This window comes from Oceanicaulis alexandrii DSM 11625 (genome assembly GCF_000420265.1).
GTDB classification, from domain to species: domain Bacteria; phylum Pseudomonadota; class Alphaproteobacteria; order Caulobacterales; family Maricaulaceae; genus Oceanicaulis; species Oceanicaulis alexandrii.
In genome coordinates this window covers 1,386,727-1,404,358 of record NZ_ATUP01000001.1, presented here as the reverse complement: position 1 = coordinate 1,404,358, position 17,632 = coordinate 1,386,727, and the positions used below count along the sequence as shown (strand labels likewise).

Genomic DNA, 17,632 nt, shown 5'->3' with positions numbered 1-17,632 from the left:
CCTCGGGTTGCGTCGGCTTTGTAGGTCTTCGCGAATGCCCAAGGCCCGTCTGGCCCTCGACCGATTCTGGCTCGCGCCTTTCAGCGCGGTTGAGTTAGTCTTCGATGTCCGGCACGGCCACGGCGTGGAAGCCCGCGTCCACGTGCAGGATTTCACCGGTGCACGACTTGCCCAGATCACTGAGCAGGTACAGCGCGGAACCGGCGACGCCTTCCATGGTGGTGTCTTCCTTGAGCATGGACCAGTCCTTGCCGGTCTTCATCAAGGTGCGGCCGCCGGAAATGCCGGCCATGGCGAGGGTCCGCATCGGACCGGCGGAAATGGCGTTCACCCGAATGCCCTGCGGGCCGAGATCGCGGGCGATATAGCGGGTGGAGGCTTCCAGAGCGGCCTTGGCGACGCCCATCACATTGTAGTTCGGAACGACGCGTTCCGAGCCCAGATAGGTCAGCGACACCATGGCGCCGCCGCCTTCTTCCTTGGACGGCATCAAGGCGCTGGCGCGCTTGGCGGCGTCCACGAAGGAAAAGGCGGAAATGTCCATGGCGCGCTGGAAGCCCAGACGCGTGGTGTTGTGGGTGAAGCTGCCCTGAAGCTCGTCCTTGCCGGCGAAAGCGATGGCGTGAACGAGGAAGTCGAGCTTGCCCCATTTGTCTTCAAGTGTCTTGAAGCAGGCGTCCATGGACGCGTCATCACTGACGTCGGCGGTGACCATGAAGGGCTCGTCGCCGAGGCTCTCCACCAGCGGACGCACGCGCTTTTCGAGCGCTTCATCCTGATAGGAGAAGGCGAGCTCGGCGCCCTGGGCGTGCAATTGCTGGGCGATGCCCCAGGCGATGGAGTTCTTGTTGGCCACGCCCATGATCAGGCCGCGCTTGCCCTTCATCAACGTGCCGGTCGGAAACTCGGTCTCGGCCATGGCCGTCCCCTTCTTTGTGCGGTGGCGCCAGTGAATCAGGCGCAAACTGGATGGACGGCGCAGCGCATATCGGTGCGGTGCGCCCGGTGTCAGGGCTCGCTGATAGCGCACACCGGGCGGGGGTGTCGAGATTGACTGAAGCGTGATCGCCGTCACAGCGTTTTGGCGTTGGTTAAACTTTTGCCTTCATGTCAGACTATCAAAGGGTCGGCGATCAAGCGCCGAACGGGCGCCGATTGCGGATCAGGACTATTGAGGACACGTATGAAAGCCACTCCGACGCCACGCTCCGTGGCGATCCAGAAGCGCTGGAGCACTCTGGACTGGGCGAGCGTTTTCGCCGCCATCATCTACCCCGCCCTGGGCGTATTGGGTCTCATCACCGCCTTCACGCTCGGACTGGCTCTGAACGGGCTGACCCTGCACTGGTGGTATCCGGTTCTGGCGTTGTTCGTCGGCGCCGTGACGCTGGTGATCTGTAATTTCGGCATCGGCGTTCTGCACCGGGTCTGGCAGCACAAGGCGGGCGAGCTGAAAGCCCCCGCCCAGATCCTTACCGCGCTCAATTGCGTCATCGCCATGCAGGGGCGGCTGAAGGACTGGGTGAATTATCACAGCCAGCATCACCGCCTGTCCGACAAGGCCGGTGATCCGCACAACCCCCATGAAAGCAAGATGTGGGCGTGGATGGGCTGGTTGATCTTCCGCGATCCCAACGATCTTCAGCGCCCGACCGCCATGTGGCTCAAGGATCTCAAGACCGTGCAGATCCTCGACCGGCATTATTCGCTGATCACGCTTCTGGTGCACCTGGTGCTGCCGGCGGCCATTTATCTGACCGTCTGGGCGCTGGGCGGCTCGCTTCTGCTGACCTTCATCCTGCATGCGGCGGCGGTGACGGCGCGGGCGATCCAGTTCCACGCGACAATCCTCGGCGTGAACGTGTTTGGTCACCTCAAGACCCCGCGCTGGGCGGATTATCTGCTGGCGATCCTCACGGGCGGCGAAGCGTTTCACGATCACCACCATGACGAGCCGGTCAGTGCGCTGCACCTGCCCCGTCGTGGCCTGATGAACCGCCTGCTCGATTATAACGGCACGGTGTTGCTGGTGTTTGAGAAGTTGCGCTGGGCTAGCGATCTCAAGATTGCGCCGCAATTCAGCGTTCCGGCGCGGATTACCGCCGCCTGAGGCGGTCGTTAACGTCAGCTTCACGGGGAACACGGTCTGCTGATGCCTGCGGGTGCGGGGCGACCCTGCCCGCAGCGTCAGGAGGGGACAATGTCGCGCGAAACATCCATACTGTTTGTGTGCACGGGCAATATCTGTCGCTCACCCACAGCTGAAGCGGTCGCGAAGACGCTGGCGCAAAAGGCCGAGAAGAGTCTGGTGCTGGATTCCGCCGGCACGGGCGACTGGCATGTGGGCGAACGTCCAGACCCGCGCGCCGTTCAGGCGGCGCAAGCGCGCGGTTATGACCTGTCAGGCATGTCCGCACGGGCCGTCACCGATGATGATTTCATCCGCTTTGACCATCTGGTGGCCATGGATGAGGGCCATCGGCGCTGGCTGGCCGAGGCGCGCAGCAGCCGGCAACTCCCCGAAACCAAGATTTCCCTGCTGATGGACTGGTCGGTGGGTCTGGCGCGCACCTCCATCCCCGACCCCTATTACGGGGACGAAGCGGATTTCGAGCGCGTGCTCGACCTCATCGAAAAAGGCTGTCAGGGGCTGGTGTCGCGGGTTTAGCCCCCTAAAGCCCCATTTGCTTGACGGCGAGATCGCGCATGATCTCTTCGGAGCCGCCGCCAATGGCCATCACCTTCACTTCGCGATAGATACGCTCGATCGCGCAGCCGCGCAGATAGCCCGAGCCGCCCAGGATCTGCATGGCCTCATTGGCGCAGAACTCCGCGGTTTTCGACGCGAACACCTTGATTTTCGCCAGCTCCGAAGCGGGCATGGCGGCGCCGTTGTCGGTCGCCTCGTTCACCCGCCAGGCGAGCATTTGCAAGTAAGCGTCCAGCGCGTCGATCTTGCCTGACATGTCCGCGATCTTGTGGCGGATCGCCTGGTGCTTGATCAGCGGCTTGCCGAAGGTTTCGCGCTGTTGCGCATAGGTGATGGCGTCATCGAGGCACCGCTTCGCCATCCCCAGGCACCCCGCCGACAGGGTCAGGCGCTCATAGTTGAAATTGTCCATGATCGCCAGCAGACACAGGCCTTCCTGACCCAGCTGATAGCGTTCGGGGATGCGGCAGTCGTCAAAATGCAAGGTCGCGGTGTCCGAACACCACCAGCCCATCTTGTTGGTGATGGCGGTGCGGGTGAAGCCCGGCGCGTCTGCGGGGACGAGAAACAGCGAAATGCCGCCAAAGCCCTCGCCGCCCGTGCGCGCGCCGACCACGAACCAGCTCGCTTTCATGCCGCCGGTGATGAAGGTCTTCTCGCCATTGATCAGCCAGTCGTCGCCGTCCTTGCGGGCCTTGGTCTGAATACGAGAGAGGTCCGAGCCGCCTGAAGGCTCGGTCATGCCCAGCGCGCCGCCGGTTTTGCCCGAGATGATGCCGGGCAAGACTTCCGCTTTGATCTCGTCAGAGGCGAGGGTGTGGATCGGGCCGGTCATGATGCCGCGAGAGCCCAGCGAAGCGTTCACCCCGCCCACGCCCGCATAGCCCATCGCGATCCCCGCATCGACGCGCATCAGCGCATCTTCAAACCCGTTCCCGCCATAGGCTTCATCAATGCCGAAGCCGAACAGGCCCAGCGCGCCAGCCTTTTCATGCAACTCCCAGGGAAAATCGCCCGCCTCGTCCCAGGCATCGCCATAGGGTTCGATCTCGCGATTGATGAAGCCCTCAACGCTCTCGCGGAACGCCTTGCGTTCGGGCGTGTCAAAGGGCCGGGCGAGGGCGGATGTGGGGGCGCTGGACATGAGGATCTCCCGAACGTCTATTTTCCCCAATGGTAATATAGATGACGTATACGTCAAACATGATTGAAGCGTGCATCTTGGCGCTTTCCCTGAGGTGAGTTCCGCGTTACCTCCCGCGCCCATGAGCCTGATCACCCTGGCCGCGTTCGCCGGCGCCATCTTCATCCTGTTTCTCACCCCCGGACCGGGCAATATCGCCATGGTGGGCCGGACGCTGGATGCCGGGCCGGTCCATGGGGTGACCTATGGTCTGGGCATTCTGACGGGTGACATCTTCTGGCTGACGCTGGCGGTGTTCGGTCTCGCCGCCGCCGCAGAGGTCGCGGGCGAGTACGCGCAGTTTTTCTGGATCGCCAAGATCGTCGGCGCCGGCATCTTGCTGTGGTTCGCCTGGGGCGCCTTTCAGGGCTGGCGAAACCCGGCGCCGGCGGATGCGCCCCTGGCGCCGGTCAGCAAGCGGGGTCTGGCGATGACCTATGCGGCGGGCGTCGCTATGCCGCTCACGAACCCCAAGCCGATCATCTTCTATCTTACTTTCCTACCTGCGTTTTTTGACCTGACAGTCGTCGGCCCGCTCAGCTATCTGGCGATGATTGGCGTGATGGGCGCAATGTTCGTGCTGTTCGCGCTCGTCTATGTGGGGCTGGCGCACAAAGCCCGCGGCTGGCTCAAGGCGAAGGGCGTCAAACGCTGGGCGGACCTCGTCACGGCGGTGATCATGGCGGCTGTGGCGGTCTTGCTGCTGGTCCGGTAGAGCGGTCCTCAAAAAAGTCCACACCTGCAGTGCGTTCAGACATGGTGACAACGCCGCGAACGCGGTAAAAGTATGTCATGTCAGAGACACCGAATCAGGAATACGGCGCGGAGTCGATCAAGGTCCTCAAGGGCCTCGACGCCGTGCGCAAACGCCCCGGCATGTATATCGGCGACACCGATGACGGCTCGGGTCTGCATCACATGGTCTATGAGGTGGTGGATAACGCCATCGACGAGGCGCTGGCCGGGCATTGCTCGCAAGTGACCGTTTGCCTGCACGCCGACGGCTCCGCCAGCGTGACCGATGACGGCCGCGGCATTCCCACCCAGATCCACGCCGAAGAAGGCGTGTCCGCAGCCCAGGTCATCATGACCCAGCTGCACGCGGGCGGGAAATTCGACCAGAACTCCTACAAGGTCTCCGGCGGTCTGCACGGCGTGGGCGTGTCTGTGGTGAACGCGCTGTCGGACTGGCTCGACCTGACGATCTGGCGCAATGGCCGCGAGCACACCATGCGCTTTCGCCGCGGCGATCCTGAAAACGGTCAGGATCTGCGCGAAGTGGGCGATGCGGGCGGTAAAAAAGGCACCCAGGTGCGCTTCATGCCGTCTGAAGAGACCTTCTCCAATATTGATTTTGAGCGAAACCGGCTGCTGCATCGCTTGCGCGAGCTGGCCTTCCTCAATTCCGGCGTGAAAATCGTGCTGCGTGACGAACGCGACGCCGAACCGTTTGAAGAAGTGCTGGAATATGAGGGCGGCGTGGCCGCTTTCGTCAAACACCTCGACCGCACCAAGACCGCGATCTTCCCCGACCCGGTTCTGATCACCGGCGAGCGTGAAGGCGTCACCGTCGAGGCCGCGCTGGAGTGGAATGACAGCTATCACGAGAACGTTCTGTGCTTCACCAACAACATCCCCCAGCGCGATGGCGGCACGCACCTGGCGGGCTTCCGCGGCGCGCTGACGCGTGTGGTGAACCAGTATGCGGGCAATTCGGGCATTGCGACCAAAGCCAAGGTGTCCATCACCGGCGATGATGCGCGCGAGGGCCTGACCTGCGTTCTGTCGGTGAAAGTGCCGGATCCGAAATTCTCCTCGCAAACCAAGGACAAGCTGGTCTCGTCTGAAGTGCGTCCGGCGGTCGAAAGCGCGGTCTATGACACGCTGACCGAATGGTTTGAGGAACACCCCGCCGAAGCGCGCCAGATCGTGACGAAAATCGTCGAGGCCGCCTCCGCCCGTGAAGCCGCCCGCAAGGCGCGCGAGCTGACCCGGCGCAAATCCGCGCTCGACATCACGTCCTTGCCCGGAAAGCTGGCCGATTGCTCGCAAAAGGACCCGGCGAAATCCGAGCTGTTCATCGTGGAGGGGGATTCCGCCGGCGGCTCCGCCAAACAGGGCCGTCACCGCGAGAACCAGGCCGTGCTGCCGCTGCGCGGCAAGATCCTCAATGTGGAGCGCGCCCGCTTTGACAAGATGCTGTCATCTGATCAGGTCGGCACGCTGATCACGGCGCTGGGCACCGGCATCGGCCGCGACCAGATCGACTATGACAAGCTGCGCTACCACAAGGTCATCATCATGACCGACGCCGACGTGGACGGCGCACACATCCGGACGCTTTTGCTGACCTTCTTCTACCGGCAGATGCCAGAGCTGATCGAACGCGGTCATCTCTTCATCGCCCAGCCGCCGCTCTACAAGGTGATGCGCGGCAAGTCCGAACGCTACCTCACCGACCAGGCTGAAATGGACGCCTTCCTGATCGAGGAAGGCAGCTCCGAAGCGGTTCTGGAGCTGGCGACCGGCGAAAAAGTCTATGGTCAGGATCTGGCCGAACGGGTGAAGGCCGCGCGCGGCATCGCCCTGTCGCTTGATCGTCTCGCGGCGCGGGCGCCGAAATTCGCGTTGGAAGCCGCCGCCCTCACCGGCGCGCTGCATCCCGACGCCACGCAAGAGCAGGTGGACGCCGCCGCGCAACGTCTCGCCGCGCAGTCTGATGAAGGCGAAGACGGCTGGGTCGGCCAGCTTCTGCCCGAAGGCGGCATGGTGTTCAAACGCACCGTGCGTGATGTGGTGGAATCCATCACGCTGGACGACAAGATCCTCGCCAGCCCCGACGCCAAGCGCCTGTCTGATCGCGCCGACGCGATCGCGGCCGATTATCAGGGCCTCGCCATCTTCCGCCGCAAGGGCGAGGAGACCGAGATCTTCTCCCCGAACGCGCTCGTCAGCGCGGTGCAAGCCGCCGGCGCCAAGGGCCTGAAAATCCAGCGCTATAAAGGGCTGGGCGAGATGAACCCCGACCAGCTGTGGGAAACCACCCTCGACCCCGAAGCGCGCTCCCTGCTGCGCGTGTCCGTGACAGAGGCCGATGTGGCCGACGAGCTGTTCTCCAAGCTGATGGGCGACGTGGTCGAACCCCGCCGCGACTTCATCCAGGAATTCGCCCTGGAAGCAGAGGTGGATGCCTAGGCGTCTGCGTTCTACGATCTGATCAGAACCCCGGCCAGGCGCCCGCTTGGCCGGGGTTTTTGTTTTTGGGGCAGGGGTTCATGGGTCCCCGGGTCAAGCCCGAGGACCGAGAGGACGTCTCCGCTCACCCCAGCCCCTGCACCCACTCCGGCACGACCTCTGTTGCGGGGCCGTAATGGCGTTCGGAGAAGAAGTCGCTGATCTCGCCGGGCTCCAGCGTCAGCTCGACGGTGTGGGCGCCGTTGCGGCGGGCTTCACTGACAAAACCGGCGGCGGGATAGACCGTGCCCGACGTGCCGATGGCGACGAACAGGTCGCAGCGGGAAAGCGCCGCGTAAATCTGATCAAGGCCCAGCGGCATCTCGCCGAACCAGACCACATGGGGGCGCAGCCCGCCCGCCTTGGTGCAGGCGGGGCACAGGCGGTCGATCGCCATGTCCTCACGGTCGTAAAACAGGTGATCACACAGGCTGCAGCGGGTTCTGAGAAGTTCGCCATGCATGTGCAGCAGGCTCGCTGACCCCGCCTGCTCGTGCAGATCGTCGATATTCTGGGTGACCAGCAGGAAATCGGACCGCCCGTCCATCATCCAGTTCTGCTCAAGCTCGGCCAGCGCATGATGGGCGGCGTTGGCCTTTGCGTCAGACAGGTTTGCGCGGCGGGCGTTATAAAAGCCCAGCACGGTTTCAGGGTCGTCGGCGAAGGCTTCGGGGGTGGCGAGCTTCATGGGGTCGAACTTGGCCCACAGCCCGCCTTCATCGCGGAAAGTGCCAAGCCCGCTTTCCGCCGAAACGCCGGCGCCGGTGAGGATGACGATACGGTCAGAACGCGCCATTCGCGCCTCAAACGCTGGGGAAACGGTGTGTGAGCCAGCCCAGCATCAGCTCTGTGAGTTCCTGCGGGGCTTCATACTGGGTCCAGTGCCCGATCCCTTCGATCACATTCATGTCGAGATCCGAGCACAGCATGGGCATCCAGGCGGCGAGCTTGGGCGGCAGCATGTAATCGCACTCCGCCGCGATCATCTGGCAGGGCATCGACAGGCGGTGATCCACGCCGCCCAGGCGCTCCCAGTTCGCATCGAAATTGCGATACCAGTTCATCCCGCCGCGGAAGCCGGATCTGGCGTAGGCGTCCGCATAGATCTTGCGGGTCTCGGGCGGGACGACGCAATCGTCTTCGCTCTTGAGGCCGCCGCGCTCGACGAATTTATCAAAGCGTTTGGGCAGATGGGTGATGGAGGCGGGCAGTTTGTCGAGATCGGCGACCGGGGCCGGCGCACCGAAACTGAAGGCGAAGAAGTCCGCCTCGCGGCCCTTGAAATAGTCGTCCATCGCCTCGTCCTGAAAGGCGACGATGTAATGGTCTTCCCCGCCGCGCTCCTTGAAGACTTCGGAGGGCGGGACCGATCCGCGCGGCAGATGCGGCGTGTTCACGCCGATGGCGCCCAGAAAGCGTTCGGGGACGAGACAGGCCGCGTGCCACATCAGAATGCCGCCCCAGTCATGGCCGACCCAGACGGCCTTATCGATCCCCAGCGCATCCAGAAGCCCGGTGAAATCGCCCACCAGATGATCCACGCCATAGGCCTCGACCGGATGGGGGGCGTCGGACGCGCCGAACCCGCGATTATCCGCGGCGATGACGCGATAGCCGGCGTTCGCCAGATCCTCGATCTGCTGCGCCCAGCTCAGCGCCAGCTCCGGCCAGCCATGCATCAACAGCACCGGCACGCCGTCCTCGGGACCGGCCAGATGCACCGAGAGGTTCACCTCGCCCACATTGATCTTTTGCGCAGGCGGCATGGGCGGGTGAGTCATGATGTCCTCCGGGGCGAACTAGGCGGGCCGTATCCCCGCACGTTTTTGTTTTCGCTCGAAGTGTAAAAGGTCGAACAGGAAGACGGCCAGCCCCGACCAGATGAAAATGAAGGTGAACAGATAGGCGATGCTGAACGGCTCGCCATACACCAGCCCGACGATGAATTGCAGGGTGGGGGCGATGAATTGCAACACGCCGATGGTGGCGAAGGTCAGCCCGCGCGCCCCCAGCAGGAACAGGAGCAAGGGCGCCACGGTCATCGGGCCGGTCATCATCAGCAGAATCGTTTCATACGGACCGTCGAGGAAATGCCCGGCATTGGCCCCGCCCTGGATTTCAAGAAAGCTCAACACGAACACGGACGGGATGGCGATGATCACCGTTTCCCAGAACAGGCCGATGCGGGCGTCCACCTGGATCGTCTTGCGCACATAGCCATAGGCGGTGAACGAGCCCGCGAGCACCAGCGCCAGCCAGGGCAGCTCGCCCACGGTGATAACCTGATTGATGACGCCCAGCACTGCGAGCCCCACCGCCACGGCGCGCAAGGGTCCAAAGCGTTCGCGCGCCACGAAGACGCCCACCGCGACCACCATCAGGGGGTTGATAAAATAGCCCAGCGACACCTCCAGCACCCGGCCGGAATTGACCGCAAAGATAAAGAGCCACCAGTTCGCCGCGATCAGCAGCGAGGTCGCCAGCATGACCAGCAAGGTCTTGCGATCATTGAGCACCGCGAAGGCCGGCCCGATCCGCCGTCCCATATACAAGAGCAAGAGCAGGACCGGCGCCGACCAGATGGCCCGCCACAGCACGATCTCGCTGGGATTGGCGAAGGCCAGAAACTTGTAAAAGATCGGCGAGAGACCCCAGATGAAATAGCCCGACAGGGCCGCCGCGCCCGCGCGTTTGGGATCCAGGCGATCAGGGGTGAGGGGCGGAATGGACATCGTCTCTGTCTAGAGCCGCGCCTGCGCCCTGTCATTCCACTTCCTGCTCAGTTGTTGTTTCAGTCAGCAGGCTGCCGTGTCCGGGCCAGGGCATGGCCCAGCCGCCAGGCGACCCAGACGGCGCTCCACACATTGCCAAGGACCGGCAGCGGCAGGATGAAGGCCAGCGCGATCAGCTTGTTGGGTTCAAACACCCATATCAGGATCGCCAGCAGCACAAAGCCCAGATAGAGATCGATCAGGCTGACCACGCCCCAGGGCTCAGAGACCAGCCATCCAACCGCTTCTGACAGCGATTGTCCCGCCGTCATCGACGCCCAGACGATGGAGACGGCGAGCGCGATCGCGCCCAAAGCTGCGATAATCCGAAAGCCTGTGGTCATGTCCCGCTCCTGTGAATGCGTCACAAGGTAATACGGGACGGCGGGCGTTCTGGATTACCCGTCCACCTCGCAGCTGTTCACGCGTTCACGATGATTTTGCGGGAAGGCTCCGATCCAGCACTGGTCGAAGACCGAGCAATAACAGACCTGAATATCGGTCTGCCATCGGGCGGCGTTCAGCCGCTCCCAATACGCGCGATCGGGCGTGTCTTCGGGCGGCCGGGTGAAGGAGATGAATGTGTTCTCATCATTGGGCGCCAGCAATTGCGGCGCGACGGGACTGGTGAGCACCTGATTGGTATCAAAAATGCGCTGCATGATCTCGTTTCGACCCTCGGGATCATCGTCATGGCCGTCGACAAGGCTGGCGAAATAGGATTCGGGGCCGGGATAGGTCACGCCCTCATGGATGAAGTGCATCCAACGGATATCGACGGGACCGAGACCGCGATTTCCGATGATGAAGCTCAGCCGGTAGGCCTGCTCATCGCTGTCGTAATTGCCGTGGGCGACGGTGGGGATGGGCAGTACGCTGGCTTCCAGCTGGCGCTGCATGATCACGCCCTGGAACACGGCCACAAACAGCGAGGCGACCGAGATCATCGTGACGGCGATCGCCACGATGATCTCGATCACACGGATGCGGCTTGAGCGCATCGAAGCCTATTCCCGGTCGGCGTCGGCGATGTCGGGTTTGACCTTCGGCTCATAGGGGACATCGGCCGGGTGACGATAGATGTCCTCGTCCAGTTCGCCTTCCCATTTGGCCACCGCCGTCGCCACGGTGGCGTCGCCGGTGACGTTGAGCGCCGTGCGGGCCATGTCCATGATCCGGTCCACCGGCAGGATGAAGCCGACAATGATCGCCACCTGCTCGGGGCTGACGCCGAAGGTGTCGAGCACGATCGCCAGCAGGAAGAGAGACGCCGACGGGATGCCGGCCGCGCCGATGGAGACGATGGCGGCGGTGAAGGCGATCAGGATGTAATTGGCCAGCGTCAGGTCATAGCCGAAGGCCTGGGCGGTGAAGAGCGCCAAGATGCCCAGGTACAGCGCCGTGCCGTCCATATTGATGGTCGCGCCCAAGGGCAGGACCGAGCCCGCGATGGAGCGTTTGACGCCGAGGTTTTCGGTGGCGTTCGTGATGGTCACCGGCAGGGTCGCGCTGGAGGAGGCGGTGGAATAGGCCACCGCTATGGCGTCCAGCATGCCGCGCAGGAAGTTCATCACCGGCAGGTTCAGCACGAATCGGATAATGCCGCCATAGATCAGCACCGCATGGGTGAGAAGGCCCAGATAAACCGCCGCGATCAGGATCGCGATGGAGGCGAGGGCCTCAAGGCCTTGCGAGGCGACGGTGTGGCTGACGAGCGCAAACACGCCGAACGGCGCCACTTCCATCACCAGATGGGTGACTTTCAGGACCACATTGGCGGCCTGGGTGAACAGGTCGCCCACCAGCTTGCCGTCACGGCCGGCCATCAGGATGCCGATGCCGAGCAGCACGGCGAAGAAGATGATCGCCAGAACATCGCCGTCCGCCAGCGCGGCGACCGGGTTTTCCGGCACGATGCCCAGAAGGCGCTCGACCAGAGTCGGCGCTTCTCCGGACACCGGAACCGCGTCGGCGCCGCCCAGGTCCACGCCCTCGCCGGGCTTGAAGAGCAGGCCGAAGATGATGCCGATAATGTTGGCGAAGAAGGTAGTGGCGAAATAGAGCGCCATGGTCTTCAGACCGATGGAGCCCAGCTTTTTGGGATCGCCCAGCGCCACCACGCCCGACACCAGCGTGGTCAGGATCAGCGGAACGATGAGCATCCGGATCAGGCTGATGAACAGATCACCCACCGGCTTGACGAAAGTCTCCAGCCAAGAGGCGGCTGCAGGGCCGCCCATCACCTGGCTCAGAACGCCGCCGAAGATCACGCCGATCACCAACGCGCCAAGCACGCGCTGCCATAGCGCGATCTTAAACCAACCTCTCATACAGGCCCCTCCCCGGCGGCTCTCATATCAGAACCGCGCCAGCCTAAGCCCGGATGCGAACAGGTCAACGATCTGAGGCCGTAGGGTCTTCGATTGGTGTCAGGATTTGGGATGTGAAGCGGCCTGGCCGATGGCCTTGAGCCCGCCCATGCGCACGCCGTACACCAGCCAGATCACGCCGATGATCAAGAGCCAGGGCGAGACGGCGAAGGTCGGATTGATGCGCGAGACAATGACCAGAACAGCCGCCAGCACGATATGGCCGATCACCACCCGCCAACGCAGGTCGCGATAGCTTTCAGCCGTCCGGATGGTGGCTTCTGAAAACCAGCGCCAGGCCCGGTTCACGCCGCCGGAATCGCGGGCGCGGCGGGTGCTTTCTGACTGGTCGGGTTGATAGCTCATATTTTCAGGATACGGACTTGTTCGGGGTGTGTCAAAAGACCGCGATCGCCTGCGCTCCATAAAAAAACCCGCCGGCACGGCCTGTGACAGGCCGCCCGACGGGCTCAGGAGAGATCGTGAGTCTGGGACTTAGCCCAGCGCGCTTTCCGCGCGGATGATCGCGGCGGCGGCGTTGACCACGGACCCGATGCGGACGGCGGCCTGGATTTGTTCGGCGGTCAGGCCGGCCTTGCGCAGTTCATGTTCGTGCGCGTCGATGCACATGCCGCAGCCATTGATGGCGGACACAGCGAGCGACCACAGTTCGAAATCGGCTTTGTCGACGCCCGGATTGCCGATCACATTCATGCGCAGCTTGGCCGGCATGGTTTTGTAATCGCTGGCGGAAACCAGATGGTTGAAGCGGTAGAACACATTGTTCATGCCCATGATCGAGGCGGCGGCCTTGGCGGCGGTGACCGCCTCGGGCGACAGCTTGTCCTCGATCTCGCCAACAATGTCGGTCAGGGTTTCGCGCTCGCCCACGGCGTAGGCGGACGCCAGGAAGCAGCCATATTTTTTCTGGTCGTCGAGCACGGTTTCGCGGGCCAGGGAGCTGAGGTTCAGCTTGATGTCCTTGGCGTGTTCGGGCATGCGATTTTTCAGGGCGTCAAGGCTCATGGCGCGTCCTTTCATGATGAATGGCGGGTTTGGACCGGTCGTCCAGCAGGACGAAAGATCGCCCGGCGTTTGAAGGGGGGGACGAACGCAGGGCGGGGGACATTGGGACGACCGGTCCGGCTTTAGCCATGGCGGACCATGGATAAAGCAGGGCGGGCCGCCGTCGGACGGCTCCCCGAAGAGAGCCGTCCTTGAGCGATTTGATTACGCTGCGAGCGTGTCGCCGCCGGCCTGGCGGTTGCACGGGCACAGTTCGTCGGTCTGCAGGGCGTCCAGAACACGCAAGGTGTCTTCCGGGTTGCGGCCCACATTCAGGTTGGTCGCATACACGTGCTGGATCACGCCGTCCGGGTCGACGATGTAGGTGTAGCGGAACGCCACGCCTTCAGGCGAACGCACGCCCAGGCCGTCAACCAGAGAACCGGTGGTGTCAGCAAACTGCCACTGGTTCAGACCGTTCAGGTCCGGGTGCTCGCGGCGCCAGCCCAGCTTGGAGAATTCGTTGTCGGTGGAGCCGGTCATCACGACGGCGTCACGATCCGCAAATTCGTCTTCGAGGTTGGCGAAGGCCACAATCTCGGTCGGGCAGACGAAGGTGAAATCCTTCGGATAGAAGACGATGACTTTCCACTTGCCCGGGAAGGACTCCTGGTTGATCGCCTCGAAAGCCGACTCGCCGTTTTGCTCGTGCTCGTTGAATTTCGGCTTGACGCCGGTGACTTCGAATTCGGGGAGCTTGTCGCCAATGCCCAGCATAATTTCTCTCCTGCAGGTTTGAATCTTTTGGGTCGAGGGCGAATGATTGAGGGGGGCCGCCCTTCGACAAAACTGGATATGGACCTGAGCTATTGATAAATCCAATGGATTGTTCCTGTCGCTCCCATAGGATTTATCAATACAGCATCGCCTGATGCCTGTTTCATGCTGTTTTTCAGTGATTGATCGCTCTTTCAAATCCGAGCGCTTCAGGCGGGCCAGACCCTGCGCAAACCCGCAGAGATATTAGTATTATTGGTATTTCCTATGTCTCACCGTAATTAAATTGATTTGATATATGCCTCATCCTGGCGTGATACTGTGCTCAATCTAAGCGTTCTGATCCGGGAGGACATGACCATGGACGGACACGATATGAAAAATGCGGGCGGTTGCCCGTTCCACCACGGCGGCAACACCGCCATGGACAAGCCGGTCACCAAATGGTGGCCGAACGCGCTCAATCTCGACATTCTTCATCAGCGCGGCGCACGCACCAATCCGATGGACCCCGATTTCGAGTACAAGTCGGAAGTGGCGAAACTCGATTTCGATGCGGTGAAAGCCGACGTCAAAGCCCTGCTGCATGACAGTCAGGACTGGTGGCCGGCCGATTGGGGCCATTATGGCGGCCTGATGATCCGCCTCGCCTGGCACTCGGCGGGCTCTTACCGCCTGGCGGACGGCCGCGGCGGCGCCGGGTCTGGCAATATCCGTTTCGCCCCGCTCAATTCCTGGCCGGACAACGCCAGCCTCGACAAGGCGCGCCGCCTGTTATGGCCGGTGAAAAAGAAATACGGCAACAAGCTGTCCTGGGCTGACCTGATTATTCTGTCGGGCACCGTGGCCTATGAGGATATGGGGCTGAAGACCTTTGGCTTCGGCTATGGCCGTGAAGACATCTGGGGCCCCGAGACGGACGTCTATTGGGGTTCTGAGTCGCAGTTTCTCGCCAACAGCGAAGAGCGCTATGGCGATCTCGACGACACCTCCACGCTCGAAAACCCCCTTGCGGCGACGCATATGGGCCTGATCTACGTCAATCCGGAAGGCGTGAACGGTCAACCCGATCCGCTGAAAACCGCCGCCCAGGTGCGCGAGACCTTCAAGCGCATGGCGATGAATGACGAAGAGACCGCGGCTCTCACCTGCGGCGGCCACACTGTGGGCAAAGCGCATGGTCGCGGCGCGGTCGATCAGATCGGCGCAGAGCCTGAAGCCTGCGGCGTGGACTCCCAGGGCTTCGGCTGGGCCAATCCCGGCCTTGAAGGCAAGGCGACGAACGCCTTCACGTCAGGCATTGAAGGCGCCTGGACCCAGCATCCCACCCAGTGGGACATGGGCTATTTCGAGTATCTGTTTGACTATGACTGGGAACTGAAGAAATCCCCGGCCGGCGCCTGGCAATGGGAGCCGGTGAACATGCCGGAGGATATCAAGCCGGTCGACGCGTCCGACCCCTCCATTCGCCATAACCCCATTATGACCGATGCGGATATGGGCATGAAAATGGACCCGGTCTATAACGAGATCTGCCAGCGTTTCCGCAAGGATCCGGAGTATTTCGCCGACACGTTCGCGCGCGCCTGGTTCAAGCTGACCCACCGCGATATGGGACCCAAGGCGAATTATGTGGGCCCGGACGTGCCCGGCGAAGACCTGATCTGGCAGGACCCGATCCCCGAAGGGTCAACCGATTACGATGTGGACGCGGTGAAAGCGAAGATCGCCGCCAGTGACCTGACCCCGGCCGAGCTGATCGCCACGGCCTGGGACAGCGCCCGCACCTTCCGCGGCTCTGACAAGCGCGGCGGCGCCAATGGCGCCCGCATCCGGCTGGCGCCCCAGAAGGACTGGGACGGCAATGAGCCCCTGCGTCTGGCGCGGGTCCTCGCGGTGCTGGAGCCGATCGCGGCCCAGAGCGGCGCCTCCGTGGCCGATGTCATCGTGCTGGGCGGCGTTGTGGGTCTGGAAGCGGCGATCAAGCAGGCGGGCTCTGATGTTTCAGTGCCGTTCTCGCCGGGACGCGGCGATGCGGCCGATGAGATGACGGATGCGGAATCCTTTGAACCGCTCGAGCCGCTGGCGGACGGGTTCCGCAACTGGATGAAGGACCGCTACTCGGTCAGCGCCGAAGAGCTGTTGCTGGATCGCGCCCAGCTTCTGGGTCTGACAGCCAATGAAATGACGGTTCTGGTCGGCGGCTTGCGCGTGCTGGGCGTCAATCATGGCGGCTCGCGCCTCGGAGTCTTCACCGACCGGATCGGCGCGTTGACGACGGATTTCTTCGTCAATCTGACCGATATGAACCTCAGCTGGCATCCGGCGGAAGACGGGCTCTATGAGATCCGCAACCGCAAGACCGGGGAAGTCAAATGGGGCGCCACCAGCGCGGATCTGGTGTTCGGATCAAACTCGGTCCTGCGCGCCTATGCCGAGGTCTACGCCCAGGACGACAATAAGGAGAAGTTCGTCAAGGACTTCGTCGCCGCCTGGACCAAGGTCATGAACGCAGATCGTTTTGATCTGACCTGAGCCTTGATGGAGCGCTCCCTGAACCCAGGGGGCGCTCCAACTCTATCCCCGCATCCTCCCACATCGCTTTTAGACGATCAGGACGCCTTATGGTTGGCCATCTGCCTACGTTGCGACAACTCACCTTCCTGTCGGCGCTCGCCGAGCACGGCTCATTTTCCCGCGCCGCCGAAGCCGCCCATGTGACCCAGCCCACCCTGTCCGCCGGGATCAAGGAGCTGGAGACGATCCTGGGCGCGACCCTGGTCGAGCGCGGCGCGCGCGGCGCGGTGCTGACCCCGGCGGGCGAGGCGGCGGTGGCGCGGGCGCGCATTGTGCTGACCGAAGCGGAAGACCTGGTCCATGTGGCGCGGGCGGCGGGCGAGCCCTTGAGCGGGCCGTTCCGTCTGGGGGTGATCCCCACAATCGCGCCCTTCTTGCTGCCCAAGGTCCTGCCTAGCCTTCGCAAAGACTATCCCAAACTTGAACTTTTCCTGCGCGAAGACCTGACACACCGGCTGGTGGATGCGCTGAAAGACCGGCGTCTGGATGCGGCGCTGATCGCGCTGCCCTATGACGCGCCCGGCATCGAGACCACAGGCGTTCTGGAAGACGAGTTTCTGTTCGCTGCAACGCCGGACCATCCGCTGGCCCAGCGCGACACGCTCAGCCCCGAAATGCTGGCGGATGAACAGCTCTTGCTGCTCGAAGACGGTCATTGCCTGCGCGATCATGCGCTGGCGGTCTGCTCGGCCAGCCGTCCCGACACGAACGACGCCCGGTCTGACTTCGCAGCCACCTCGCTTCATACGCTCGTGCAGATGGTGAAATCGGGCCTAGGGGCCACGCTTCTGCCCAAGCTCGCGATTGATGCGGGGCTCGCGGACCGGCTCGACCTCGCCATCCGTCCCTTTGATCCGCCTGTCGCAGGGCGCGAGATCGGCGTCGCCTGGCGCAAGGGCAGCGCCCGCGAGCATGAAGCGCGCATGCTGGCCGATGCGGTGCGCGAGGCGCTGAAGGGTTAGGGAGAAAGCGCTGAATTCCCGGGCGAGCGAAGCGAAGACCCGGG

The 17,632-nt window shown here is 62.9% G+C and carries 17 protein-coding genes; 6 read left to right on the top strand and 11 right to left on the bottom strand.

The window, feature by feature from the left end:
* Positions 1-94 precede the first annotated feature (94 nt).
* Positions 95-919, bottom strand: a complete 825-nt coding sequence (locus G405_RS0106890) for an enoyl-ACP reductase FabI (RefSeq protein ID WP_022700779.1) — start codon at positions 917-919, stop codon at positions 95-97.
* A gap of 264 nt (positions 920-1,183) precedes the next feature.
* Between G405_RS0106890 and G405_RS0106885 the strand changes: the two genes are divergently transcribed.
* Together G405_RS0106885 and G405_RS0106880 are read left to right on the top strand one after the other, a co-directional pair.
* A complete protein-coding gene (locus tag G405_RS0106885) occupies positions 1,184-2,110 on the top strand; it encodes an acyl-CoA desaturase (RefSeq protein ID WP_022700778.1) in 927 nt (308 codons plus the stop codon).
* Positions 2,111-2,200: 90 nt separating this feature from the next.
* The gene (locus G405_RS0106880) at positions 2,201-2,668 is read left to right on the top strand and encodes a low molecular weight protein-tyrosine-phosphatase (protein WP_022700777.1); all 468 of its coding nucleotides are present in this window, start codon (positions 2,201-2,203) and stop codon (positions 2,666-2,668) included.
* Positions 2,669-2,672: 4 nt separating this feature from the next.
* Here G405_RS0106880 and G405_RS0106875 read toward each other — a convergent pair whose 3' ends face one another.
* Positions 2,673-3,854 (bottom strand): acyl-CoA dehydrogenase family protein, encoded by a 1,182-nt coding sequence (locus G405_RS0106875; RefSeq protein ID WP_022700776.1) that lies wholly within the window; start codon positions 3,852-3,854, stop codon positions 2,673-2,675.
* A 121-nt stretch (positions 3,855-3,975) separates the two neighbouring features.
* On the opposite strand from G405_RS0106875, the gene G405_RS0106870 reads away from it, so the two are divergent.
* Positions 3,976-4,608 (top strand): LysE family translocator, encoded by a 633-nt coding sequence (locus tag G405_RS0106870; RefSeq protein ID WP_022700775.1) that lies wholly within the window; start codon positions 3,976-3,978, stop codon positions 4,606-4,608.
* A gap of 77 nt (positions 4,609-4,685) precedes the next feature.
* Positions 4,686-7,088, top strand: a complete 2,403-nt coding sequence (gene gyrB / locus G405_RS0106865) for a DNA topoisomerase (ATP-hydrolyzing) subunit B (protein WP_022700774.1) — start codon at positions 4,686-4,688, stop codon at positions 7,086-7,088.
* Between the two features lie 124 nt (positions 7,089-7,212).
* Here the strand turns inward: gyrB and G405_RS0106860 are convergent, their stop codons facing one another.
* From G405_RS0106860 to G405_RS0106820, 9 genes are all read right to left on the bottom strand, one after another.
* Positions 7,213-7,923: an NAD-dependent deacylase gene (locus tag G405_RS0106860; protein ID WP_022700773.1), complete on the bottom strand. Its 711-nt coding sequence runs from the start codon at positions 7,921-7,923 to the stop codon at positions 7,213-7,215.
* A gap of 7 nt (positions 7,924-7,930) precedes the next feature.
* A complete protein-coding gene (locus tag G405_RS0106855; RefSeq protein ID WP_233346006.1) occupies positions 7,931-8,908 on the bottom strand; it encodes an alpha/beta fold hydrolase in 978 nt (325 codons plus the stop codon).
* A gap of 18 nt (positions 8,909-8,926) precedes the next feature.
* The gene (rarD, locus tag G405_RS15265; protein ID WP_022700771.1) at positions 8,927-9,859 is read right to left on the bottom strand and encodes an EamA family transporter RarD; all 933 of its coding nucleotides are present in this window, start codon (positions 9,857-9,859) and stop codon (positions 8,927-8,929) included.
* 59 nt (positions 9,860-9,918) lie between these two features.
* Positions 9,919-10,242 (bottom strand): hypothetical protein, encoded by a 324-nt coding sequence (locus G405_RS15260; protein WP_022700770.1) that lies wholly within the window; start codon positions 10,240-10,242, stop codon positions 9,919-9,921.
* Positions 10,243-10,296: 54 nt separating this feature from the next.
* Positions 10,297-10,899, bottom strand: a complete 603-nt coding sequence (locus G405_RS0106840; RefSeq protein WP_156861406.1) for a hypothetical protein — start codon at positions 10,897-10,899, stop codon at positions 10,297-10,299.
* Positions 10,900-10,905: 6 nt separating this feature from the next.
* Positions 10,906-12,228: a dicarboxylate/amino acid:cation symporter gene (locus G405_RS0106835; RefSeq protein WP_022700768.1), complete on the bottom strand. Its 1,323-nt coding sequence runs from the start codon at positions 12,226-12,228 to the stop codon at positions 10,906-10,908.
* Positions 12,229-12,327: 99 nt separating this feature from the next.
* A complete protein-coding gene (locus G405_RS0106830; RefSeq protein ID WP_022700767.1) occupies positions 12,328-12,633 on the bottom strand; it encodes a hypothetical protein in 306 nt (101 codons plus the stop codon).
* A 129-nt stretch (positions 12,634-12,762) separates the two neighbouring features.
* On the bottom strand, positions 12,763-13,293 hold the full coding sequence (locus G405_RS0106825) for a carboxymuconolactone decarboxylase family protein (RefSeq protein ID WP_022700766.1): 531 nt from the start codon (positions 13,291-13,293) through the stop codon (positions 12,763-12,765).
* A 204-nt stretch (positions 13,294-13,497) separates the two neighbouring features.
* Positions 13,498-14,049 carry a peroxiredoxin gene (locus G405_RS0106820; protein WP_022700765.1) on the bottom strand — a complete coding sequence of 184 codons (552 nt, stop codon included), beginning with the start codon at positions 14,047-14,049 and terminating at the stop codon, positions 13,498-13,500.
* A 360-nt stretch (positions 14,050-14,409) separates the two neighbouring features.
* On the opposite strand from G405_RS0106820, the gene katG reads away from it, so the two are divergent.
* Together katG and G405_RS0106810 are read left to right on the top strand one after the other, a co-directional pair.
* Positions 14,410-16,584, top strand: a complete 2,175-nt coding sequence (gene katG / locus G405_RS0106815) for a catalase/peroxidase HPI (protein WP_028284596.1) — start codon at positions 14,410-14,412, stop codon at positions 16,582-16,584.
* Between the two features lie 89 nt (positions 16,585-16,673).
* Positions 16,674-17,588: a hydrogen peroxide-inducible genes activator gene (locus tag G405_RS0106810; RefSeq protein WP_022700763.1), complete on the top strand. Its 915-nt coding sequence runs from the start codon at positions 16,674-16,676 to the stop codon at positions 17,586-17,588.
* Positions 17,589-17,632 lie beyond the last annotated feature (44 nt).